The sequence below is a fragment of the Pseudomonas sp. NFX98 genome (assembly GCF_047784845.1).
Lineage (GTDB): Bacteria > Pseudomonadota > Gammaproteobacteria > Pseudomonadales > Pseudomonadaceae > Aquipseudomonas.
In genome coordinates, this window is the sequence record NZ_JBLNNF010000018.1 from 33,309 (window position 1) to 55,349 (window position 22,041).

Below are 22,041 nucleotides of genomic sequence, written 5' to 3' on the forward strand. Positions count from 1 at the left end.
CCGCTATACTTGCGCCCGCCTGCGAACCGTGGCCGTAGGCGTGACTAGCCACCATTGAGGGTGAACGCGTGAACCTAATTATGAAAATGCTGGCCGTACCAGCAACCGTATTGGCCCTTTGGGCTGTCAGCGCTCAAGCTGCGACGAACGACGAAATTGCCAAACGCCTTGAGCCGGTCGGCCAGGTTTGTGTAACGGGTCAAGAATGCAAGGGCATGGAAGTTGCCGCAGCTTCCGGCGGCGGTGGCGGGGCCAAGGCGCCTAAAGATGTTATTGCCAAACATTGCAACGCTTGCCACGGCACCGGCCTGTTGGGCGCGCCGAAAATCGGCGACAAGGCAGCCTGGAAAGAACGTGCCGATCACCAGGGCGGCCTCGACGGCATCCTGGCCAAAGCCATTACCGGTATCAACTCGATGCCACCAAAAGGCACCTGCGCCGACTGCTCCGACGACGAGCTGAAGGGCGCCATCAAAGAGATGTCCGGCCTGTAACCAGCCGCCTCTTTCGTAAAAAAGCCGCTTTCGAGCGGCTTTTTTGTGCCTGTTATTTCCCTGTAGGAGCTGCCGCAGGCTGCGATCTTTTGATGTTGATAGTTAAAAACAAGATCAAAAGATCGCAGCCTTCGGCAGCTCCTACAGGTCAGTGTGATCTTCAGAGGCTGTTCATTGCAGCAAAGACCCGGCAAGCTCGGTCCAACCCCACGTCATGGAATGTAAGGGAGGATTGGATGGTTCAGCTGTGTTCTATCGAACAGGCGGTCGATGATGTATTGGCGCGGTTGCCGACGCATATTCATATGGGGCTGCCTCTGGGCCTGGGCAAACCCAACCATTTCGTCAACGCGCTGTATCACCGCATCGCGCAGTTGCCCGAGCGGCAGCTGACGATCTATACCGCGTTGTGCCTCGGTCGACCTCCATTGGGTGACGGCTTGCAGAAACGCTTCCTCGAGCCCTTCATCGAGCGGGTGTTCGGCGATTATCCCGAGCTGGATTTTCTCGCCGATCTGCACCGCGACAATCTGCCGGGCAACATCCACATCCAGCAGTTCTTCATGCAGCCCGGCAGCCTGCTCAACAGTGCGGCGGCGCAGCAGGATTACGTCAGCAGCAACTACAGCCACGCGGCCCGGGACATCAACGCTGCCGGGTTGAACCTGGTGGCGCAACTGGTTGCCAGCCATGCCGATCATCCCGATCGCTTGAGCCTGAGCTGCAACCCGGACATCACCCTCGACCTGTTGCCGATGATTGCCAAGCGCCGGGCTGCCGGAGAGACGATCCTGATGGTCGGCCAGGCGCACGACGATTTGCCGTACATGCCCGGTGACGCGGAGGTCGGCATCGATACTTTCGACTTGCTGATCGACGAGAAGGACCGCACCACGCTGTTCTCCACGCCGAACATGCCGGTGGGTTTCCAGGACCATTTCATTGGCCTGCACGCCAGTACGCTGGTGCGCGATGGCGGCACCTTGCAGATCGGCATCGGTTCGATGGGTGATGCGTTGACGGCAGCGTTGCTGGCGCGTCAGGCGGATAACGACGGTTACAAGGCCTTGCTGGCGGACGTGAACCTGAGCCAATGGGCTCAACTGATCGAACGCGAAGGCGGCCTCGAACCGTTCGCCAAGGGCCTTTACGGTTGCAGCGAAATGTTCGTCAACGGCCTGCTGGTGCTGGCCGACGCAGGCATCGTGCGACGCAAGGTGTACCCGGACGTGCCCACCCAGCAGCAGGCGAATGCCGGCACCCTCGACGAAGCGGCGCAAACCGACGGCATCTCGGTGCACGGTGGTTTCTTTCTCGGGCCGCGTAGTTTCTATGAACGCTTGCGTGAGTTGCCGCAAAGCAAGCGCCTCGAATTCAACATGACGCGCATCAGCTACATCAACGAGCTGTACGGCCAGGAAGAACTCAAGCGCTTGCAGCGTCTCGATGCGCGGTTCATCAACACTGCGTTCACCGTGACTTTACTGGGTGCCGCCGTGGCGGATCAGCTGGAAGACGGGCGCGTGCTCAGCGGTGTAGGCGGGCAGTACAACTTCGTGGTGCAGGGGCATGCGCTGCAAGGTGCGCGCTCGGTGCTGTTGGTGCGCAGCTGGCGCGAGTCCGGCGGCGACGTCAGTTCGAACATCGTCTGGGAATACGGCCACTGCACCATCCCCCGGCATCTGCGCGACATCGTGGTCACCGAGTACGGCATCGCCGATCTGCGTGGCAAGACTGATGCGGCGGTGATCGAAGCGTTGCTCAATATCAGTGACTCGCGTTTTCAGGCGGGTCTGATCGAGCAGGCGCAGAAGGTCGGCAAGCTGCCGAAGGATTTCCGTCTCGATCCGCGTTTCACGGACAACAGTCCTCAGCGTTTGCAGGCGATACAGGCACGGCATGCGCAGCTGTTTCCGGAGTATCCGTTGGGGAGTGATTTCACTGAGGCGGAGCGGGATGTGTTGCGGGCGCTGAACTGGTTGAAGAGCAAGTTCAAGCTCAGCGAGGTGTTGGAGTTGGGTAAGGCAGCGTTGGATGCGCCGGAACCTGCGGCGTTTCCCGTGCATCTGGAGCGCATGCGGCTGGCTGAGCCCGAAGGCTTGAAAGAAGACTTGTTTCAGCGCTTGCTGCTCACCGGCCTGAAGGCCACCGCCCAATAACAACCAACACAAAACCTGTAGGAGCCGAGCTTGCTCGCGATGAGGCCATAACATTCAACATCAATATTGACTGTCCGGCCGCCATCGCGAGCAAGCTCGGCTCCTACAGGGATATTGCGGTGTGGCGGCTTACTCGATGAAGGTCACAACACCACCGGCCAGCGACTTGACGCGCGCCAGCGATTCAACGCGATAACCCTGCGAATCCAGCTCCGCACGGCCACCCTGGAACGACTTCTCGATCACGATGCCCAGACCGGCAACGGTGGCGCCAGCCTGTTTGATAATCGAAATCAGTGCCTGGGACGCCTTACCGTTGGCCAAAAAGTCATCGATGATCAGCACGCGGTCGCTGCTGGTCAGGTGACGCGGGGAGATCGCCACGGTGCTTTCGGTCTGCTTGGTGAACGAGTAGACGGTCGCCGACAGCAGGTTTTCGGTCAGGGTCAGGGACTGGTGCTTGCGGGCGAAAATCACCGGCACGCCGAGGTTCAGACCGGTCATGATCGCCGGGGCGATGCCCGAGGCTTCGATGGTGACGATCTTGGTGATGCCCGAGTCCTTGAACAGCGTGGCGAATTCGTCGCCGATCAGCTTCATCAGGGCCGGGTCGATCTGGTGGTTCAGGAAGGCGTCGACCTTCAGGACCTGATCGGAAAGCACGATGCCTTGTTCGCGGATTTTCTGGTGCAGGGCTTCCATGAAGCTGTCCTCTGTTGGCGCTTTGTGCGCCCTAAGGTTTTAAAAAAAGTGGTCAATTCTAGCGCTTTAACATCGCGCGTATATCTGCCAATGCTGTGTTGCCGCGTACGGCTTTGACTTCGGGCGGCGTGTCGTCGTTGCCTTCCCAGGCCAGATCGTCCGGTGGCAGCTCATCGAGGAAGCGGCTCGGCGCGCAATCGATGATTTCGCCGTATTGCTTGCGCTTGGCGGCGAAGGTGAAGGCCAGGGTCTGACGCGCGCGGGTAATGCCCACGTAGGCCAGGCGGCGTTCTTCTTCGATGGTGTCGGCTTCGATGCTGGAGCGATGCGGGAGGATTTCCTCTTCCATGCCCATGATGAACACGTACGGAAATTCCAGGCCCTTGGAGGCGTGCAAGGTCATCATCTGCACGCCTTCGGCGCCGTCTTCCTCTTCCTGCTGACGTTCCAGCATGTCGCGCAGGACGAGTTTGCCGATGGCATCCTCGACGGTCATCTCGCCTTCTTCGTCTTTCTCAAGGGTGTTTTTCAACGCCTCGATCAGGAACCAGACGTTGCCCATGCGGTAGTCCGCGGCTTTGTCGCTGGAGCTGTTGGTGCGTAGCCAGTTCTCGTAGTCGATGTCCATGACCATGCTGCGCAGCGCCGAGATCGGGTCTTCGCCCGCGCACTGCTCGCGCACCCGGTCCATGAAGCGCTTGAAGCGTGACAGGCGATCGGTGAAACGGCTGTCGAGATGCTCGCCCAGGCCGATTTCGTCGGTGGCGGCGTACATCGAGATCTTGCGCTCGGTCGCATAGTTGCCGAGTTTTTCCAGCGTGGTCGAACCGATTTCCCGACGCGGCACGTTGATCACCCGCAGGAAGGCGTTGTCGTCGTCCGGGTTCACGATCAGGCGGAAGTAGGCCATCAGGTCTTTCACTTCCTGGCGGCCGAAGAAGCTGTTGCCGCCGGACAGGCGATACGGCACTTGATGGTGCTGCAATTTCAGCTCGATCAGCTTGGCCTGGTAGTTACCGCGATAGAGGATCGCGAAATCGCTGTAAGGCCGGTCGGTGCGCAAGTGCAGGCTGAGGATTTCCATGGCCACGCGCTCGGCTTCCGCGTCTTCATTGCGGCAACGGATCACGCGGATCTCGTCGCCGTGGCCCATTTCACTCCACAGCTGCTTTTCGAATTCGTGCGGGTTGTTCGAGATCAGCACGTTGGCGCAGCGCAGGATGCGGCTGGTGGAGCGGTAGTTCTGCTCCAGCATCACCACTTTCAGGGACGGGTAGTCGTCCTTGAGCAGCATCAGGTTTTCCGGCCGTGCGCCGCGCCAGGCGTAGATCGACTGGTCGTCGTCGCCCACCACGGTGAACTGGTTGCGTTTGCCGATGAGCATTTTCACCAGCAGATATTGGCTGGCGTTGGTGTCCTGGTATTCGTCCACCAGCAGGTAGCGCACCTTGTTCTGCCACTTTTCCAGGATGTCGGCGTGTTCTTCGAACAGCTTCACCGGCAGCAGGATCAGATCGTCGAAGTCCACCGCGTTGAACGCCTTGAGCGTGCGTTGGTAGTGGGTGTAGACGATGGCCGCGGTCTGTTCCTTGGGATTGCGCGCGTTTTCCAGGGCCTGGGCCGGCAGGATCAGTTCGTTTTTCCAGGCGCCGATCATGTTCTTGATCTCGTCGACGCCGTCGTCGCCCGAGTATTCCTTCTGCATGATGTCGGTCATCAGGGCCTTGACGTCGGTCTCGTCGAAGATCGAGAAGCCCGGTTTGTAGCCCAGCCGCACGTGTTCCTTGCGGATGATGTTGAGGCCCAGGTTGTGGAAGGTGCACACCGTCAAGCCACGACCTTCACCGGCGCGCAGCAGGGTGCCGACCCGTTCCTTCATCTCGCGCGCGGCCTTGTTGGTGAAGGTCATGGCGACGATGTACTGGGCGCGGATGCCGCAGTTCTGGATCAGGTGCGCAATCTTGCGCGTGATCACGCTGGTCTTGCCGGAGCCTGCACCGGCGAGCACCAAAAGAGGGCCGCCGACGTAGCTCACGGCTTCTTGCTGCCGGGGATTGAGTCGGGACATAGGTAAATTCAGGAGTCAGTCACGAAATGGGCCGGCATTTTAACAGGCTCAGCAATTTGTGCTGCTCTCTCCGACTTGTGACGTACAACGCGATCTCTAATTGCCGGTTTTGTTACTTTCACGCAGGATGCGCAACGGATTTGCGTCTAAAGTTCGTAATTCCGGATACAAAGGCCTCGTTTGATAACTGATGTCATTGGTCATTGGTTATCAGCACGGCATAATGCCCGTCGCCTACATCTTTGCAGAGTCTAGGGAGCTAGCTTGTCTACGCCTGTCGAACCCTTGCGTTTGCTGCTACTGGCCGAAGAGCCAGCGTGGGCAGCGTTGTTGCGCGAGTGTCTGGCTCCGATGGGGAGCTCGGCCGTGCTCATCAGCGCGCCGAGTTGGGAGTCGGTCAGCAGTCTGTTCGATGACAACCGCAGTGCGGTGTTGTTGACGATCCCGGCCCTTCAGCCGGCGCCGGGCCGTTGCTGTCTGCCGACGGTGTTGCTGCTCGAACATGAGCCGCTGACCCCGCCCGATGGTGTAAGCGACTGGCTGGTCCGCGATCATCTCGACCCGGGCATGCTGCGCCGTTGCCTGCGCCATGTGCGTGAGCGCGGCGTGCTGGAAACCACCCTGCAACGCCTGGCCGAGCAAGATCCGCTCACGGGCATCGCCAACCGCCAGGGGTTCCAGACCTTGCTGACGGCACGATTGGCGGAAAACGACGGTCGCGGCCTGGCCCTCGGTCATCTCGACCTCGACAACTTCCGCTACGCCAACGATGCCCTCGGCCACCAGGCCGGTGACCGCCTGATCCTGCAAGTGGTTGCGCGGCTCAAGAGTCAGCTGGAGGCCGGTGATCAATTGGCACGGCTGGGCAGCGACGAATTCGCCTTGCTCATCGACACCCGTCGCGCCCCGCAGCGCGCCGAATGGATGGCCGAGCGCATCACCGAAGCGTTGGCCGAGCCCTATTGGGTCGACGGCGAGAGCCTGCTGATCGGGTCCAGCCTGGGCATCGCCCACGCCCGCGCCCAGGCCGGCGCCGACCCGCTGATGTGGCACGCACACATCGCCATGCAGCAGGCCAAGAGCACCCAGGGCTGCACCTTTCACATCTTCAACGAACGCATCAACCGCAATGCCCGCAGCATCGCCGACCTCGAAACCGAGCTGCGCCGGGCATTGCGCCGTGACGAACTGGAACTGCATTACCAGCCACGCCTGAACCTCGAAGACGGGCAGATTGTCGGCCTCGAAGCCTTGGTGCGCTGGCGTCATGCCGAGCGTGGCTTGTTACCTCCGAGCGAATTCGTGCCGCTGGCCGAGCAAAGCGGTTTGATCGTGCCGCTGGGTTACTGGGTGATTTCCCGGGCCTTGCGTGACATGCAGGCGTTGCTGGAACTAGGCTTGCCGCCGCTGCACATGGCGATCAACCTGTCGTTCCGCCAATTCCAGGACAGCCAGTTGCTGTCGACCCTGAGCCGGTTGATTGCCGAACGCGGCGTCGAGGCGCAGTGGCTGGAATTCGAACTGACCGAAACCGCAGTCATGCGCCGCAGCGACCTGGTCAAGCAGACCATGGACGCCCTCGGGCGCCTGGGTGTGCGCTTTTCCCTCGACGACTTCGGTACCGGGTTCTCTTCGTTCGTGCACCTCAACAGCCTGCCGATCACCTTGCTGAAGATCGACAAAAGCTTTGTCGGTGGCATGGAGCAACGCGAAGAGAACCGCAAACTGGTCCACGCGATGATCAACCTGGCGCATAACCTCAACCTTGAGGTCGTCGCTGAAGGCGTGGAAACGCCGGAGCAGATGGACCTGTTGCGCGGCTTCGATTGCGATCAGGTGCAGGGCTACCTGATCAGCAAACCGCTGCCGCTGGCGGAGCTGGTGGATTATCTGATGTTTGGTTCCGGCGAGCAGAGCATCGTCGAGGCCATTTAAAAGATCGCAGCCTGCGGCAGCTCCTACAGGGTTATGCATTCCAATGGAAGCTGCCGCAGGCTGCGATCTTTTGATCCTAATCCGGCTGAATCACCCGAAAACTGCCTCGTGCCGAAGGCTCCCGCCGAATCATCCGCTTCATCTTCCACTCAAACGCCAGCGTCAGGCTCACCGCCGAGCATGCCAGCCCCAGCGCCAACCCCCACCAGACACCCGTCGGCCCCCAGTTCAAGTGGAACGCCATCCACCACGCCGCCGGTGCGCCGATCAGCCAATAGCAGGCCAGGCCAACCAGGAACGTGGTCTTGGCATCCTTGAGCCCGCGAATGCAGCCCATGGCGATGGTTTGCGTCCCGTCGAACAGTTCGAACCATGCCGCCACCGCCAGCAGGCTCACGGCCAGGTTGATGACTTCGCGAAACGCCGGATCGTTGTGATCGAGGAACAGACCGATCAATTGATTCGGCAGCAACCAGAACACCATCGCGAAGCACAGCATCGCCACCGCACCGAAGGCGATGCCGACCCGTCCGGCCAGTCGCGCATCCAGCAGTTGCCCGGCGCCGTAATGCTGGCCGATGCGCATGGTGATCGCGTAGGAAATGCCCGCCGGGACCATGAACGCCACCGAGACGATTTGCAGGGCGATCTGGTGCGCCGCCAGTTGCGTACTGCCCATGGTGCCCATGCACAGCGCCGCGAAGGCAAACAGCCCGACTTCCACCGCGTAGGTGCCGCCAATTGGCAGGCCCAGGCGCCACAGTTCTTTCAAGTACTGCCGGTTGAGCCGCAGCAGCCCCGCGCGCAGCGGATAGGCGTCGTAAGCCGGGTGCCGGCGAATGTGCCACGCCAGCGCCAGTGCCATGAGGTTGGCCACGATTGCGGTGACCAGGCCGATGCCCATCAAGCCGAGTTTCGGCAGGCCGAACATGCCGGTGATCAACGCGTAATTGAGCAGGAAGTTGGCCACCGTGCCGCCCAGGCTGATGACCATCACTGGCGTTGCACGGCCGATGGCACTGGTGAAGCCACGCAAGGCCATGAAGCTCAGGTAGCCGGGCAGGGCGAAGGGCAAGAAGATCAGGAATTGCCCGGCGGCCTGGACGTTGCTTTCCGTCTGGCCGAACAACAGCAGAACCGGTTTGAGGTTCCACAGCAGCAGCCCGCCACCCAACGCCATCAACCACGCCAGCCACACCCCGGCCTGGGTCAACCGGGCCGCGCCAAGAATATCGCCCGCGCCCTGACGGATCGCCACCAAGGTGCCGACGGCCGCGATCACGCCGATGCAGAAAATCGACACGAACGAATAGGTCGCTGCGCCAAGTCCGCCACCGGCCAGCGCTTCGGGACTCAGGCGCGCCATCATCAAGGTGTCGGTGAGGACCATCAGCATGTGCGCCAACTGCGAGGCAATCAACGGCCCCGACAGCCGCAGGATGGCCCAGAGTTCAATACGTGCTGGATGCTGCATGGTCATCACGCTCGATTTTCAAAGAGAACAGGAAAGCACCGATTCTCGGCGCTCTGGTGCGTTTGCACAAAGGGATAAAAAGGATGGGTGGCATGATTCAAACTCATGCTGGAGAGTTTCTGGTAGGGTGACTCGATCCCGCTATAGGAGCTTTCTGAATGTCACGTCGTCTTCCTCCCTTGTATGCCCTGCGCGCATTCGAAGCGGCGGCGCGACACAGTTCGTTCACCCGCGCCGCCGAAGAACTGTCGATTACCCAAAGTGCGGTCAGTCGGCATATTCGTACCCTCGAGGAGCATTTTGCCTGCCGCTTGTTTCACCGCAGTGGCCGTAACTTGCAGCTAACCGAGTCGGCGCGCTTGCTGTTACCGGGCATTCGCGAAGGCTTCACCGCCCTGGAACGCGCCTGCAATACCTTGCGCGCCGAAGATGACATCCTGCGCATGAAAGCCCCGTCGACTTTGACCATGCGCTGGTTGCTGGCGCGCCTCAGCCGCTTCCGCCATTTGCAGCCGGGCAACGAGGTGCAATTGACCAGCGCCTGGATGGATATCGACTCGGTGGATTTCAACGATGAGCCGTTCGACTGTGCTGTGTTGTTGAGCAACGGCCATTTCCCGCCGGACTGGGAGGCGAGCTTCCTGTTTCCCGAGGAATTGATTCCGGTGGGCGCGCCCAACTTGCGCGACGACCAGCCATGGGACGTCACGCGCCTGGCCAACACCGAACTGCTGCACCCGACCCCGGACCGGCGCGACTGGCGCAACTGGCTGGAGCGCATGGGCCTGGCGGATCAGGTGTCGCTCAAGGGCGGGCAGGTGTTCGACACGCTGGAACTGGGCATGATCGCTGCGGCCCGAGGCTATGGCGTGTCGATGGGCGATCTGCTGATGGTGGCGGAAGACGTGGCGCAAGGGCGCTTGAGCCTGCCATGGCCGACCGCCGTCGCCAGCGGCGAAAAGTATTACCTGGTGTGGCCGAAAACCCGCCCTGGCGGCGAGCGCATGCGTCGGCTCAGCGACTTCCTGCAAGGCGAAGTCCGGGCGATGGAATTGCCGGATGTCGTGCACCTGAGCTGAAACGATGAAGCCGCTGCAATAGCGGCTTTGAGCCATATCCTGCCTCGCTGCTCAAGTATTGCCGTTCGCCGCCGAAAATCTTCACGTAGGACCTTCGTGCAGGTTCGACGCTATCCCCATTATTAGAAATTTGCTGAGTGTGCGTCGCGATCAGGATGATCCGATTGCTCGGCCAGGAGCTGTCATGTCTCAACCTCGTGCCCGGATCGCCTCACAGCTTGGTCTTGCGCTCGCCGTGATTCTGGCGATTGTCATCACCGGCAGTACTCTGTTCGCCCTGCGTTCGCTGGACTCGGCCAACCTCGCCACCCGCGAAGAGCATCTGGCGAGTGAAGCCCGGCTGCTGGCCGATCAGCTGAGCACCTTTCACAGCACATTGCGTGAAAGCACCCAGCGCCTGGCGGGGTTGTTCGAGACGCGCTTCAGCAGTGGGCTGAGCGTGCACGCGGACGAGCCGGTGGTTGTGGCAGGCACGCAGACGCCGGGCCTGCACCTGGGCAACGTGGTGCTCAACAACAACTTCAAGGAAGTGGACGAATTCAAGCAGATGACCGCGGGTGTGGCCACGGTATTTGTGCGCAGCGGTGAAGACTTCATTCGAGTCAGCACAAACGTCACCAAACAAGACGGCAACCGCGCCATCGGTACTGTGCTCGATCACGCGAACCCGGCTTACGCCCGATTGATGGCGGGGCAGAGCTTCGTGGGTCGATCGCTGCTGTTTGAACGCTTCTACATGTCGCAGTACACCCCGGTGCGCGACAGCAGTGGCAAGGTCATTGCGGTGTTGTACGTCGGTTTCGATTACACCGACGCGCAGAAAGCCCAGTTCGAAAACCTCAAGCGCTTCCGCATCGGCCAGACCGGCTCCCTTGCGCTGCTGGATGAGCAGAACAAATGGCTGGTGCCGATTGCTGGCGTAGAGGCGCTGGACCAAGCCGTCCCGGCCATCAACGCGCTGGCGAAAAACCCGGGCAAGGGCGATTTCTGGAGCGACAAGGCGGAAGATTTCTACAGCATCGCCGTGCCGTTCCAGGACGGGCCGTGGTCGGTGGTGGCGAGCATGCCGAAATCCGAAATCAGCGCCGTGACCTGGAGCGTCGGCATTCAGTTGGCTATCGGCAGCCTGTTGGCGATGTTGCTGGCGGTGGGTTCGGCAGTCTGGCTGTTGCGCAGCAAACTCGCGCCACTGGGTGATCTGGTGCGTCAGGCTGAAGCCTTGGGCGCCGGTGATCTGAGCGTGCGCCTGAGCGTGTCGAGCAACGACGAAATCGGCCAACTGGCCCGTGCCTTCAACCAGATGAGCCAGGCACTGTCGACCATGGTCGAGCACATCCGCAACGCCTCGATGGAGGTCAACAGCCGCGCCCAGGCCTTGTCCGGCTTGTCCGGCGGCGCTTACGAAGGCATGGAACAGCAGTCGGGCGAAATCACCAGCATGGCCGGTGCCGTGGAAGAGTTCAGCGCCACGTCCCTGAACATCGCCGACAACATGGGCAGCACTCAGCGTCTGGCCCAGGAAAACGCACAGCAAACGCAGATCGGTCGTACGTCGATGGACGAAGCGTCCTCGTCGCTGGAGCAAATCGCCGGCGCATTGAACAGCACCGCGACCGTGATCAACACCCTAGGCCAGCGTTCCCAGGAAATCGGTGGCATCGTCGGTGTGATTACCTCGATCGCCGAACAGACCAACCTGCTGGCGCTGAACGCCGCAATTGAAGCCGCCCGTGCCGGCGAGCAGGGTCGCGGTTTTGCGGTGGTGGCGGACGAGGTCCGCAATCTTGCATCGCGTACCCGCCAGGCGACGGACGAAATCTCCGGCATGATCCAAAGCATTCAGCAGGAAACCGGCAACGCCATCAGCACCATGGAACAGGGCAATGTGCTGATGCAGGAAGGCCTTTCGCGTAACGCCAATGTCGCTTCGGCGCTCGCGCGAATCGACGAGCAAAGCCGTTCGGCCGGTCAGCAATTCGCCGCAATCACCACCGCCACCCAGGAACAGAGCAGCACCGCGACCTTGCTCAGCAGCAACCTGCAAAGCATCGCCCTGGCGAACAGCGAGCAGCGCGAAGTGGTTTCCAACCTGGCGGTTACCGCCAAAGAGCTGGAGAAGCTGGCGGCAGATTTGCGTTCCGAGGTTGACCGCTTCCGTTGAGGCGCCTTTGAAATAGCCATCGTCGGAACGGCGCCCGGAACAGGCTCGCTCCTACAGTTGATCTCGGGTGTTCACCGATCCACTGTAGGAGTGAGCCTGCTCGCGATAGGGGCGCCCCGATCTCTATTCTTACTGCGTAGCCGGCCGATACTGCAACGCCTCGGCCAGATGCTCCCGCGTGATCCCGTCTACCTGCTCAAGATCCGCCAGTGTTCGCGCCACCTTGAGCAGCCGATGCGCCGAACGCAACGACAGCGTCAATCGTTCACACGCCGTTTCCAGCCAGTGCTCATCCACTGTGGATAACTTGCAGTGCCGACGTAGCCCCGGTAAATCCAGGAAGGCATTCGCGCAGCCCTGGCGCTTCTGTTGCCGTTCACGAGCGTCGGCTACCAGCGCTGCCGCGCTGGCGCTGTCTTCACCTGGTTTCGGCGTCGGGTTCAACGCCGTCGCTTCGCGCGCAACCGTCAGGTGCAAATCAATCCGGTCCAGTAACGGTCCCGACAGCTTGTTACGGTACCGCTGCACCATGTCCGGGGTGCAAGAACACTTGCCGCTTGGCTCGCCAAGATATCCACAGGGACACGGGTTCATGGCTGCGACCAACTGAAAACGCGCCGGAAACCGAACGCGGTCCTTGGCCCGGGAAATCACGATATGCCCAGACTCCAGTGGCTCCCTGAGTACCTCCAACACCTTTCGATCAAATTCCGGCAGTTCATCGAGGAACAGCACACCGTGATGGGCCAGGGTAATTTCGCCGGGTTGGGGCTTGGAGCTGCCCCCCACCAAGGCCGGGCCTGAGGCGGAGTGATGTGGCTGGCGAAACGGACGTTGCGGCCAATGGGTCAACGGTACGCAACTGGCGACCGACTGGATTGCCGCCACTTCCAGCGCTTCGCATTCGGCAAGCGGAGGCAACAGCCCTGGCAGGCGACTCGCCAGCAACGTTTTGCCCGTACCGGGCGGCCCACTGAACAACAGGTTATGCGCACCCGCCGCCGCAATCAGCAATGCGCGTTTGGCGGCTTGCTGGCCCTGCACTTCACTCAGGTCCGGATAAGGTTTGCTGGCATGCATCAAGCCATCGGAAACATACGGCTCAACCGGCGTGTGCCCATTGAAATGGGCCACGGCTTCCAGCAAATGGTCCACTGCAATCACCTTCAACCCTGATGCCAGGCACGCCTCCTCGGCATTCGCCCGCGGCACCATCAACGAACGCCCGGCCTTGCGCGCCGCCAACGCCGCCGGCAACACACCGCGTACTGCCCGCACCGCGCCCGACAGTGCCAACTCACCCAAACATTCCACATCATCGAGCGTCAGTGTCGGCACCTGAACACTGGCGGAAAGAATCCCCAACGCAATCGCCAGATCGAACCGTCCACCATCCTTGGGCAGATCCGCCGGCGCCAGATTCAAGGTGATCCGCCGCGCCGGAAATTGCAGCCCCGAATTGATGATCGCACTGCGCACCCGATCCTTGCTCTCCTTCACCGCCGCCTCAGGCAGGCCGACCATGGTCAGCGACGGCAAGCCATTGGCCAGATGGACTTCAACAGTAACGGCAGGCGCCTCCACGCCGACCTGGGCGCGGCTGTGGACGATGGAGAGGGACATGGTCGTTCCTTGAGGTAAACGGGGCCGCTTCCTGCGGTTTCTGAAGGGTAGATGGGAGAAAGGGGGTTGGTGGAGTGGTTATGCAGGCAAATTTTCACTGGATGTTGCGAATGTCTTGGCAAAAGGTCGGCGAAAAAACCGCCTTGAGAAGACGGTTTTTTTGATTTCAGGATTTGGTGAAGCCAAGGCCTGCGCACCCTCAGTGGACTCACTCGCGTGTGTTGAAGTTATGCATGTTTCATCGTCGATGCAAATATCGCACACGCTTTAAATAGATCTGTCCCGTATGCAGTCCTTCTATTTCGAACGTCGACAGCTAGGTTCCGAATCTAGTGGGCAGTGTTGGGGTCACGAAAGGCGTGCTGTAGGAGAAAAACTCCGTCTGCTCAGTTCGATGGACATTCCACCGTTTAGCATATCCTTCTGGTTTTTCCCGTACATCAGCGTATGTGAGAACCAAGCGCCTCTTCGCGCGCGAGACTCCTACAAAAAAAGCACACCGATTCGCGTCCATATCGCCGAAGAAAATCTCATTGTCTACGGCCATGATGATGACAGAATCGAACTCCAATCCTTTGCTTTTATGGATGGTTAATATTCTGACTGCTTGGTCGTCAGAGAAGCGCACCAATGCCTTGGGAAGGTCAGGTTCAAGCTTGAGCAAATCTTGAATACGGGCTTTTGTGTCACGCAATACCTCCCTTAGTCGATCCTGTGTTTCATAGTCGGGGGAGAGCGCAGACAGCGTCTCTAAACCGATATGCTTTAGAAACGCCTTAACTGTTTCCCACCACCCTTCGAATGGTTCACCAAGTAAGTCAGCTATTGCAACATTCTTGCGCTGTGCTTTGATGAATCGGCCTAGGTCCTGTCGTACATTGGCCTGTAATTCGTCATCGGCGTATGGAATCAACTGGCCCATCAGTCTGATCCACGCCTTGGGCTCGCGTTCGCCATAAATGCACGATAGGTAGTCCACAACCAAACGTGCAGCAGGCTCCACGGTGATGTCCTGCATTTGCTGTTCATTTCGGTAAGGGATGCCTCGGGCCTCCAACGCATTCATTAAATGATTGGCGTATTGGTCCAGCATTTTTGAAACCAGAATGGCAATTTCCGAAATAGGTACGGACTCTTTGCGGACCCATTCAGAAATCAGATCTGCCAGGCTCTCAGCTTCTATCTGGCTATTTTCATATCGGTAGGCAAAAACCTCTCCTTCCTCACCCTCAAGCTGGTCGTCAGTCATGACCGAAGCTGGGTCAAGCACTCGGATAATCTCGTTCTGCATCCGCAGCAAGCGGGGTTTTGAACGAAAGTTGCGGTACATATTGAGGGGGATTGCATTGAAGTCTTCGGCAAATGTCTTAAAAATGCCATCAAGTGCGCCTGCCCAACCCATAATTTTCTGCTTGGTATCTCCAACCGCTGTCAGTCGAATAGACGTGCCCTTGAATGCAGTCTTAATCAGCTGGTATTGGTGATCAGTGCAGTCCTGGAATTCATCCAGGAAGACATCGCTATAAGTTTGGCGAATCGCATTTCGCGCTATGGCGGATTTCTGGAGTATCTGAATAGCCAGTGGAACGAGATTTTCGAATTCGATCTGCTTACGGCTAATTTTTCTGTCACCGATTTTGTAGCCAGGATCGAGACAGTCGTTACCTGTAAGCACGGGCCGAAATCTATCGATGATACGTTTTGCGAAGGCGTGGAACGTGTGGCTATCGAAGCGTGACGAAAGGTCGGTCCCGCAACGCCGCTGAACACGCTCCTTGAGATTTTTACTCGCATCTACCTTGAAGGAGATTGCCAAAATCCGCTTTGGATACCGACAGGTGCCGGTTCTTAATAAGAAGTCTGCGCGCTGAGCGAGCATTTCTGTCTTGCCCGCCCCAGGGCCTGCGGTAAGGGCCAGACAGCGCTCTTGTTCCCGCGCAGCGAGGGACGCATTAGGTTCGAGCGTCAGGCCGTCTGCTGGTTGCCACGATTCAATGGAGATCACTCAGGAATCTCCTCAAGCATAACGATGACAGCATCGGCCAAGTCATTGAGTGACCTAGGCATTCCAGCAAGCAATTGATCATCGGTTAGCTTGGCCAGCGCCTCAAGGTGTGCTGCTGGCTTGCTGCCTAGCTTGAAGCTTTGATGATATGTGCCAAATAATTTCAGCTCTTCAGGGGTGTATTGGGCTGAGTTGTGATGGCTCTTCCCCAAGACCGCTTTGATGGTCTGGGCATCTGGATTTTCTTTGACCACCTGGTAGGCATCTGGGTACGCAATAAGCAATGCAAAATCCAGATCCATCGGGAAAGAGAAGAAAACACCACGCTCTTGTAATGCGGCGAAGAAGTCCTTTTTGTCCTCACCAAAATAATGATGGGTGCGCAAAGGCTTCGCGTCATCATCCCACTTCGGAATTGTCACTAGATCGGAAAGTACCTTTGCCGGCTCGAACTTGGCGAACTGATCGTTCACATATTTTATCCGCCCCCATCCGGCCGCGTAACGAGCAACATCTAGATCCAAGAGAGTCACGTAAGGGATTTTCAGCGCTGACAGCAAGCGCCAGAAGTGATTCACATGTCTGCCACCCAGTGGCGCGATCGTGATCGCTGATTCATCCACCGGTGTGCCTTTTGCGCGCAGCAGGCGGGGTAAAACGATCTCTTCACTATCTCCTTCACCCAAGACGACCAACCGGGAAAAATAGACTTCCGGAAATGCTTGGACGGCCTCTCGCACATACTTGTGAGCATCGTCAGTCTTCTCAGGAAGCGTGATACATGAGACTCGCGTTTGCCGGGCTTCCGTTAGACGGAGGTAGCGAATGTGTTCCGGCTCCACTCTGCGTAGCATGGATGGCGCATGCGTAGCTATCAACGCCTGTGCATCGGGATGCTTCACCATTGAGTTCAATGCATTGACGATACGGCCCAAGTAATGGGGAGAAAGACTGTTCTCAGGCTCCTCAACGGCAATAAGGGTGAAAACAGGTGGCCGCAATCTGTCGGGGTCGAAAGACGTATTCTCTCCAGACAAGACTGCCCGTCCAATTGCCTGGGATGACAGAACCAACGACAGATAGAGCATCGACTTCTGGCCGTCGCTCAGGCGGGCAAAGTCAACGAGATTATCGTCATGTCCTGGGGAAAAGGAGACGGACAAATGTCGAAGCAGAGACTCGATTTCGGAGGCTACGAACGTAATTTTTGGATCCGTGAAGAAGCGGCCCTTATGCAGCTCGCCCCATACAGCTCTGAGACTGGTGCTAAATGTGTCAATGCAAGGGTTGGCGGACAAGCTTTCACTGATCTGATCAGTGAGTCCCTTGATGGTGGATCGCTCACTGTCCCATTGCACTGAACGCAAAATACGCCCGAGTAATGCATTGGCGCCATAGGCGATATGGTCTGCGGGATCGCGTCTGGCTGGGAGGTAGTGCACGTGGATGTGGTTACGTTCTGGACGTGCAACCTGCGCCGTGTTGAGCGGAGTTCCACCAGTATCTACATCGAGCACATACACCAAGCTTTCTTCAATATCGCCATCTATGCCCATAGTTGCTTCGAGGCGATACCGAACACGAGGAATGCCATCTAGCTCATCAAGCCGCATGTGCCCGAAATGGGGAGCAACGGTGCTGTTGTCTTCGTCTTTGGTCAGCTCGGGAAAAAGGAAGTCGGCTTCTATCCAGAGCTTTCGCTCTTCCGGTACTTCAACTTCAATGTGGGGGACATGGAAGTCAGAACGCTGGATGCGACGCAGTGAAGGATCGAAAGCGAAAAGTCGGCATAGAGCCTGTAGAGCAGCCGTTTTACCTGAGCCGTTCGGACCAATCAGATAGGTGATTTTGTCAAAAGCCAGCTCAGTAGGTTCCACTCCAAAGGATTGAAAGTTCGACAGGCGTATAGATTGTAATTTCATAGCTCGACTGGACCATCCCTTCCAAATTCACCATGGGTTCGCTTCAATTCGAGCCGCCCGCCGCTTAATTTCCCATAGCTGCTGTCAAAGTGCCATACCGCCTTGTGAGTAGTATCAGCGAAAATTGCAGGTCAGTAGAGCTAGCCGTTTAGCTATCGCGTACTGGATGAAACGGCTGAAATGGTGCCGGGAGTGAGGAACATTTCTAGCAATATGTGGTGGCTTGGATAGCCCTGAAATGGGGCGTTTTCAAGGAGGATTTACACTGAAAGTGTTGACTATAGGCCAGCATTAACGGATCATCGTTTTTGAGGACTGCAACTGCGCATTCGTCGGGACTGGGCACCAGCAAAGGCCCCCCCGCATTTTTGGCAGCAGAGAAAGCTGGTTTCTCTGAAGTAGTGACGACGGGCTAGCCTGTCGGATTCTGAACCCAAGGTCGCGAGGCTGGGAGCTAAAGAATCGCTGCGACTACTCCTCAAAAATACTGAAAAGGCGTCCATTGGACGCCTTTTTTTATTTCTGATTTTGTAGTGCTCGCGGCATCTGCCCGACTAACGTGCCATGTGCACGCTTTTGCGGATACCAAGTCACTACGTAGTAACCAAAGCCTGTGACGCGTTCGTGTCTCGGCTCGAGGATCAGTGTTCCCATGGATGTCCTCAACACTGCGATCCGGTTTCCGCCACGTTGTTCTTTGAATTCGCAGTAGATCTGCGCTCCAGGAACAATCATTTTCGACAGAAGAGTTGCTACCCCGTCGATAGTCTGGCAACCATGTTTGAGCAGATCGCCCTTATGGGCTTCCCACACGTGTATTACGCCAAAGCCGCTGTTTACTCGACGGTGAACACCTACACGTAGGTAGATCTCCCCTCCCGGCAAGCCGAATTTAGGCATGTCGGGAATAGTGCCAAAGCTAAAACCGCCATCTGGGTGTGGGACTAACGCGTTTTCTTTGAGTTTGAGCAGTTCAGACAAGAACGAATCCAGAGCCAGAATGACGGTTGTAAAGGGATCAATGGCCATCATTGTGACACGTCTAAAATTCGACGTGTTGGACAGACCGGCGCAAGCGAAGGTCGTCCCTCTGAAAAGACCTTGATATTCTCGCGAATAGGCGAAGGCATTAATGCTGTAGCGAAGGGCGCGCGTGTTAGTCAGTCGCATTTAATTCCCAAACCTACAGCGGCCGTCGACCAGCGCCGGCCCAGACGCGGAATGATGTGGCTGACGAAAAGGCCGCTGTGGCCAATGGCTCAATGGTACGCAACAGGTGACCGATTGAATCGCCGCCACCTCCAGCGCTTCACTTTCGGCCAGCGACGGCAGCAGCCCTGGCAGACGATCGGCTAACAGCGTTTTTCCGGTCACCGGCGGCCTGCGGAGCAACGGACTGTGGGCACCTGAGGCAGCAATAAACAGCGCACGTTTTGCCGCGAGTTGTCCCTGCACCTCATTCAAATCGGGATAGGGTTTACTGGCGTAGAGCAAGCCATTGGAAACATAAGGCTCAATCGGCGTATGCCGATTGAAGTGCGCGATAACCTTCAGCAAATGATCCCCCGCACTCACTTTCAAGCCCGATGCCAAGCACGCATCCTCGGCATTGGCTCGCGGCACCACCAACGAACGTTGGGCCTTGCGCGCCGTCAATGCCGCCTCGTCCAGTCTGGCCATGGTTAGTGACGGCAAACCAGTGGCCAGATGGACTTCAATGATGGCAGCGGGTGCATCCATGCCAATCTGGGCGCGGCTGTGGATGATGGAAAGGAAATTGGTGGGGTGTTAAGCGGGCAAACTTTCACGGGATATTCGGTTGCGAACCAGGGCGCCACCGGCCAACCAACCACTTGGCTCAAGTTCTTTACCACGCAAGAAGCCGACTTCAATAACGCGTCGTTGATTGGCAGATAAATTTCCAGCCAGCCGACGTGCTTCGGCGTGAAACTCAGCAATTTGTAGTAGCTTCGCCTTTCGCTTTTTTGGGCTCATTGCACACCTCGTCTATCGAAGATCAAGGTGAGGAGCGTAGAGGAACGGGTGCGAGCCAATCAATCAGTCCGGAGAGCCGCTTTTTGTAGGACCGTGCCGAGAAAGATGAAGGACGTCAGTGAAAGAGCGTGGATGGTCTTGCCGGATGAAGGTTGCTGCTTATGATCTCGCTGAATGCAGTTTTAGGAGGTGTGTATGAACAGGAATGGGATGCGCCCGATTCATCCTGGCGAAACTCTCAGCGAGGAGTTTTTGAAGCCATTGGGCGTTACAACCGATGCTCTGGCTCGCTCGCTGAACGAGCCAGAGGCGGAAATAAGCGATGTTGTGAATCAGCGGAGCGGTGTCAGTGTTGGTCTGGCGCAAAAGCTATCCATCCACCTGAACACCACACCCGATTTCTGGCTGAATCTGCAATCGACCTACGAATTGCGCGCAGCCTGTATCGAGCGTGGTTGAACGTTAAATATTCAAAGCGACGGCAAGACACGTGAAGCCCGCTTCCACCACGGTTTTACTGGGCGTCTTGCCTGCGCCCGCTCAGTCATCATCTGCGGCACATCCTGCAGCCGAATCCACGGCTGGTTGTTCCAGTGCAGCAGGCTCAACGACATTTCCGGCCAATTGAGCAGGCTCAGTTGTGGGCGTTCGGTTGTGGTGGGGTGTTGAGCGTCTCGCAGGGCGGGGATGACTTCATGGGTGAGCCATTCGCGCAAGCCACGGTATTCGGGGCAGTAGTGGTAGACGAGCATGGCATAGACGCCGGATTCGCTGATCAGCAGGGTGTTTTCGATGCTGCCGTGGATGAGCATTTTTACGGTTTGGCGCTGGTCGGGGTCGAGCTTTCGGACGGCGCGTTCGTCGAGGTAGAGGCGCAGGAGGCGGCCGAGGTCGCGGGCACTGAACCAGGGTTGGTTTTGCAGGAGAAGTGCATGGAGTTGGAGTTTGTGGCGGTTGAAGACGTGAGGGACCAGGTAAGCGTCATCGCTATTCATTGATACAGCTCCTTTTGCTTAAGGGCTGCCAGTAATTGTCGCCAAACAATTGGGTGGCAGTTGTACGCGGGTTGGCGAACCGGAGCAAAAGGAACCCGGCAGACCCGAAGATCTCCCACGCACAACCGCCATGACTCGATGTGGCGGAGTAAATACCGCCATCGGATAGTAGTCGTACGCCTTAAGCTTCCGGGTCGCCAAACCCAGTGCTGAACATTCAGCAGGGGGATGAGCTTAGAGACCGGATACTTAGCGACGCAATCGGACGGCGGTGTGATGTTTGTAGGACGTTGCCGGGATTTTTGCGGGGCTTAGGATCAAAAGATCGCAGCCTTCGGCAGCTTCTACAGGGGGCTGTGTTTCAAATCAGGATTGATGAGTTATTCGGTCGGCGGATTCAGCTTCGCTTCCAACTCCGCCACCTTCGCCTCAAGGCTCTCCAGCCGCGCCCGAGTGCGCGCCAATACAACCATCTGGCTATCGAACTCTTCCCGACTCACCAGATCCAGTTTGCTGAAGCCGCTCTGCAGCAACATTTTGAACTGGCTTTCTATTTCGGCTTTCGGCAGAGGGGTGTCGCCACTGAAGAGGCGGGAGGCGGTGCCGGTGAGGGCGTCGAGGAAATCTTTTGGCGCGAGCATGGGCAATGTCCTGGAAACAATGGCGGGCAGTGTACCACGCAGTGTCTATAGTCATTTTCGCAGCCGGAAGGTGCACGCTTTTCGCGCATGGAGACGGACGGTGTCGCACCGTTGTTGTGCGTAACGTGCAGGGTGTTGTCGCGATGTCTCCATCATCACCCGGTAAACACTTGAAAACAGTCAGTTTTGTCGACATGGCAAGCTTTCTGCTTAGACGCTAGTGACCCATGCACTGATGCAGTCGCTGTGACGAATGCAGTGCGCCGAGCGAAACGGGGGAGAGTTTCGCAAGGAGCGGTTAACTGGCGTCGGACCGGCAGGTTTGGGCCGACGATGCGTTACAAAGCCAGGCACTGCGCTTAGACTTGAGACGGGTTTGTTTTCCTGGGGCAAGTCCACCAATTCGGGAGAGAGTTTTCATGAAGCTAGTCACTGCCATCATCAAGCCGTTCAAGTTGGACGACGTGCGCGAGTCGTTGTCCGAGATCGGCGTGCAGGGCATTACCGTTACTGAAGTCAAAGGCTTCGGTCGGCAGAAGGGTCACACCGAGCTGTATCGCGGCGCGGAGTACGTGGTCGATTTCCTGCCAAAGGTGAAGATTGATGTCGCCATTGACGACAAGGATCTCGACCGGGTTATCGAGGCGATAACCAAGGCCGCCAACACCGGCAAGATCGGTGACGGCAAGATCTTCGTGGTCAATCTGGAACAGGCGATTCGCATCCGTACCGGCGAAACCGATACCGACGCAATCTAAGCCGCCACAAACCCAACGCCCCAGGAGAAA

17 protein-coding genes and 1 pseudogene are annotated in these 22,041 nt (G+C 58.0%); 7 read left to right on the forward strand and 11 right to left on the reverse strand.

From position 1 onward, the window contains the following. Nucleotides 1-80: 80 nt before the first annotated feature. Nucleotides 81-494 (forward strand): c-type cytochrome, encoded by a 414-nt coding sequence (locus ACM110_RS22525; protein WP_416129588.1) that lies wholly within the window; start codon nt 81-83, stop codon nt 492-494. Nucleotides 495-730: 236 nt separating this feature from the next. Beyond that, a complete protein-coding gene (locus tag ACM110_RS22530) occupies nt 731-2,653 on the forward strand; it encodes an acetyl-CoA hydrolase/transferase C-terminal domain-containing protein (protein ID WP_416129505.1) in 1,923 nt (640 codons plus the stop codon). 129 nt (nt 2,654-2,782) lie between these two features. On the opposite strand, the gene ACM110_RS22535 is transcribed toward ACM110_RS22530, so the two are convergent. Both ACM110_RS22535 and rep read right to left on the reverse strand, forming a co-directional pair. Next, complete coding sequence (locus tag ACM110_RS22535; protein ID WP_008022089.1) at nt 2,783-3,355, reverse strand: xanthine phosphoribosyltransferase; 573 nt, start codon at nt 3,353-3,355, stop codon at nt 2,783-2,785. 58 nt (nt 3,356-3,413) lie between these two features. Further along, nucleotides 3,414-5,423 carry a DNA helicase Rep gene (gene rep, locus ACM110_RS22540; RefSeq protein ID WP_416129506.1) on the reverse strand — a complete coding sequence of 670 codons (2,010 nt, stop codon included), beginning with the start codon at nt 5,421-5,423 and terminating at the stop codon, nt 3,414-3,416. Between the two features lie 264 nt (nt 5,424-5,687). On the opposite strand from rep, the gene ACM110_RS22545 reads away from it, so the two are divergent. After that, the gene (locus ACM110_RS22545; protein ID WP_416129507.1) at nt 5,688-7,358 is read left to right on the forward strand and encodes a putative bifunctional diguanylate cyclase/phosphodiesterase; all 1,671 of its coding nucleotides are present in this window, start codon (nt 5,688-5,690) and stop codon (nt 7,356-7,358) included. Between the two features lie 76 nt (nt 7,359-7,434). Here the strand turns inward: ACM110_RS22545 and ACM110_RS22550 are convergent, their stop codons facing one another. Then, a complete protein-coding gene (locus ACM110_RS22550; protein ID WP_416129508.1) occupies nt 7,435-8,832 on the reverse strand; it encodes a NorM family multidrug efflux MATE transporter in 1,398 nt (465 codons plus the stop codon). A gap of 158 nt (nt 8,833-8,990) precedes the next feature. Here ACM110_RS22550 and ACM110_RS22555 point away from each other — a divergent pair, with 158 nt between their 5' ends. Then, entirely contained in the window at nt 8,991-9,911 is a 921-nt protein-coding gene (locus ACM110_RS22555) for a LysR substrate-binding domain-containing protein (RefSeq protein ID WP_416129509.1), read from the forward strand. A gap of 184 nt (nt 9,912-10,095) precedes the next feature. Then, on the forward strand, nt 10,096-12,072 hold the full coding sequence (locus ACM110_RS22560) for a methyl-accepting chemotaxis protein (RefSeq protein WP_416129510.1): 1,977 nt from the start codon (nt 10,096-10,098) through the stop codon (nt 12,070-12,072). A gap of 129 nt (nt 12,073-12,201) precedes the next feature. On the opposite strand, the gene ACM110_RS22565 is transcribed toward ACM110_RS22560, so the two are convergent. The 6 genes and pseudogenes from ACM110_RS22565 to ACM110_RS22590 form a co-directional block, all read right to left on the reverse strand. After that, nucleotides 12,202-13,695 (reverse strand): YifB family Mg chelatase-like AAA ATPase, encoded by a 1,494-nt coding sequence (locus tag ACM110_RS22565; RefSeq protein ID WP_338583850.1) that lies wholly within the window; start codon nt 13,693-13,695, stop codon nt 12,202-12,204. A 316-nt stretch (nt 13,696-14,011) separates the two neighbouring features. Next, nucleotides 14,012-15,700, reverse strand: a complete 1,689-nt coding sequence (locus ACM110_RS22570) for a UvrD-helicase domain-containing protein (RefSeq protein WP_416129511.1) — start codon at nt 15,698-15,700, stop codon at nt 14,012-14,014. After that, nucleotides 15,697-17,622 (reverse strand): ATP-dependent nuclease, encoded by a 1,926-nt coding sequence (locus ACM110_RS22575; protein ID WP_416129512.1) that lies wholly within the window; start codon nt 17,620-17,622, stop codon nt 15,697-15,699. Before ACM110_RS22575 ends, ACM110_RS22570 begins: the two co-directional genes overlap by 4 nt. 516 nt (nt 17,623-18,138) lie before the next feature. After that, complete coding sequence (locus ACM110_RS22580; protein ID WP_416129513.1) at nt 18,139-18,792, reverse strand: hypothetical protein; 654 nt, start codon at nt 18,790-18,792, stop codon at nt 18,139-18,141. 21 nt (nt 18,793-18,813) lie between these two features. After that, nucleotides 18,814-19,362: pseudogene (locus ACM110_RS22585) on the reverse strand (ATP-binding protein); the annotation flags it as partial. Nucleotides 19,363-19,410: 48 nt separating this feature from the next. Further along, nucleotides 19,411-19,617, reverse strand: coding sequence for a hypothetical protein (locus tag ACM110_RS22590; protein WP_416129514.1), 207 nt, complete (start codon nt 19,615-19,617; stop codon nt 19,411-19,413). A 195-nt stretch (nt 19,618-19,812) separates the two neighbouring features. Between ACM110_RS22590 and ACM110_RS22595 the strand changes: the two genes are divergently transcribed. Beyond that, entirely contained in the window at nt 19,813-20,076 is a 264-nt protein-coding gene (locus ACM110_RS22595) for a HigA family addiction module antitoxin (RefSeq protein WP_416129515.1), read from the forward strand. Between the two features lie 11 nt (nt 20,077-20,087). Here ACM110_RS22595 and ACM110_RS22600 read toward each other — a convergent pair whose 3' ends face one another. Together ACM110_RS22600 and ACM110_RS22605 are read right to left on the reverse strand one after the other, a co-directional pair. Further along, on the reverse strand, nt 20,088-20,612 hold the full coding sequence (locus ACM110_RS22600; protein ID WP_416129516.1) for a Bro-N domain-containing protein: 525 nt from the start codon (nt 20,610-20,612) through the stop codon (nt 20,088-20,090). A gap of 380 nt (nt 20,613-20,992) precedes the next feature. Then, nucleotides 20,993-21,253, reverse strand: coding sequence for an accessory factor UbiK family protein (locus tag ACM110_RS22605; protein ID WP_046038993.1), 261 nt, complete (start codon nt 21,251-21,253; stop codon nt 20,993-20,995). A 419-nt stretch (nt 21,254-21,672) separates the two neighbouring features. Between ACM110_RS22605 and glnK the strand changes: the two genes are divergently transcribed. Further along, nucleotides 21,673-22,011 (forward strand): P-II family nitrogen regulator, encoded by a 339-nt coding sequence (glnK, locus tag ACM110_RS22610; RefSeq protein WP_002555808.1) that lies wholly within the window; start codon nt 21,673-21,675, stop codon nt 22,009-22,011. Nucleotides 22,012-22,041: the final 30 nt, after the last annotated feature.

Bases quoted from the DNA above. Each gene is read 5' to 3' on its own strand.
- ACM110_RS22580 (WP_416129513.1), bottom strand. From the start codon at position 18,792: ATGCGACTGACTAACACGCGCGCCCTTCGCTACAGCATTAATGCCTTC.
- ACM110_RS22555 (WP_416129509.1), top strand. From the start codon at position 8,991: ATGTCACGTCGTCTTCCTCCCTTGTATGCCCTGCGCGCATTCGAAGCG.
- ACM110_RS22525 (WP_416129588.1), top strand. From the start codon at position 81: ATGAAAATGCTGGCCGTACCAGCAACCGTATTGGCCCTTTGGGCTGTC.
- ACM110_RS22535 (WP_008022089.1), bottom strand. From the start codon at position 3,355: ATGGAAGCCCTGCACCAGAAAATCCGCGAACAAGGCATCGTGCTTTCC.
- ACM110_RS22560 (WP_416129510.1), top strand. From the start codon at position 10,096: ATGTCTCAACCTCGTGCCCGGATCGCCTCACAGCTTGGTCTTGCGCTC.
- ACM110_RS22565 (WP_338583850.1), bottom strand. From the start codon at position 13,695: ATGTCCCTCTCCATCGTCCACAGCCGCGCCCAGGTCGGCGTGGAGGCG.
- ACM110_RS22590 (WP_416129514.1), bottom strand. From the start codon at position 19,617: ATGAGCCCAAAAAAGCGAAAGGCGAAGCTACTACAAATTGCTGAGTTT.
- ACM110_RS22600 (WP_416129516.1), bottom strand. From the start codon at position 20,612: ATGAATAGCGATGACGCTTACCTGGTCCCTCACGTCTTCAACCGCCAC.
- glnK (WP_002555808.1), top strand. From the start codon at position 21,673: ATGAAGCTAGTCACTGCCATCATCAAGCCGTTCAAGTTGGACGACGTG.
- ACM110_RS22595 (WP_416129515.1), top strand. From the start codon at position 19,813: ATGAACAGGAATGGGATGCGCCCGATTCATCCTGGCGAAACTCTCAGC.
- ACM110_RS22575 (WP_416129512.1), bottom strand. From the start codon at position 17,622: ATGAAATTACAATCTATACGCCTGTCGAACTTTCAATCCTTTGGAGTG.
- rep (WP_416129506.1), bottom strand. From the start codon at position 5,423: ATGTCCCGACTCAATCCCCGGCAGCAAGAAGCCGTGAGCTACGTCGGC.
- ACM110_RS22605 (WP_046038993.1), bottom strand. From the start codon at position 21,253: ATGCTCGCGCCAAAAGATTTCCTCGACGCCCTCACCGGCACCGCCTCC.
- ACM110_RS22530 (WP_416129505.1), top strand. From the start codon at position 731: ATGGTTCAGCTGTGTTCTATCGAACAGGCGGTCGATGATGTATTGGCG.
- ACM110_RS22550 (WP_416129508.1), bottom strand. From the start codon at position 8,832: ATGCAGCATCCAGCACGTATTGAACTCTGGGCCATCCTGCGGCTGTCG.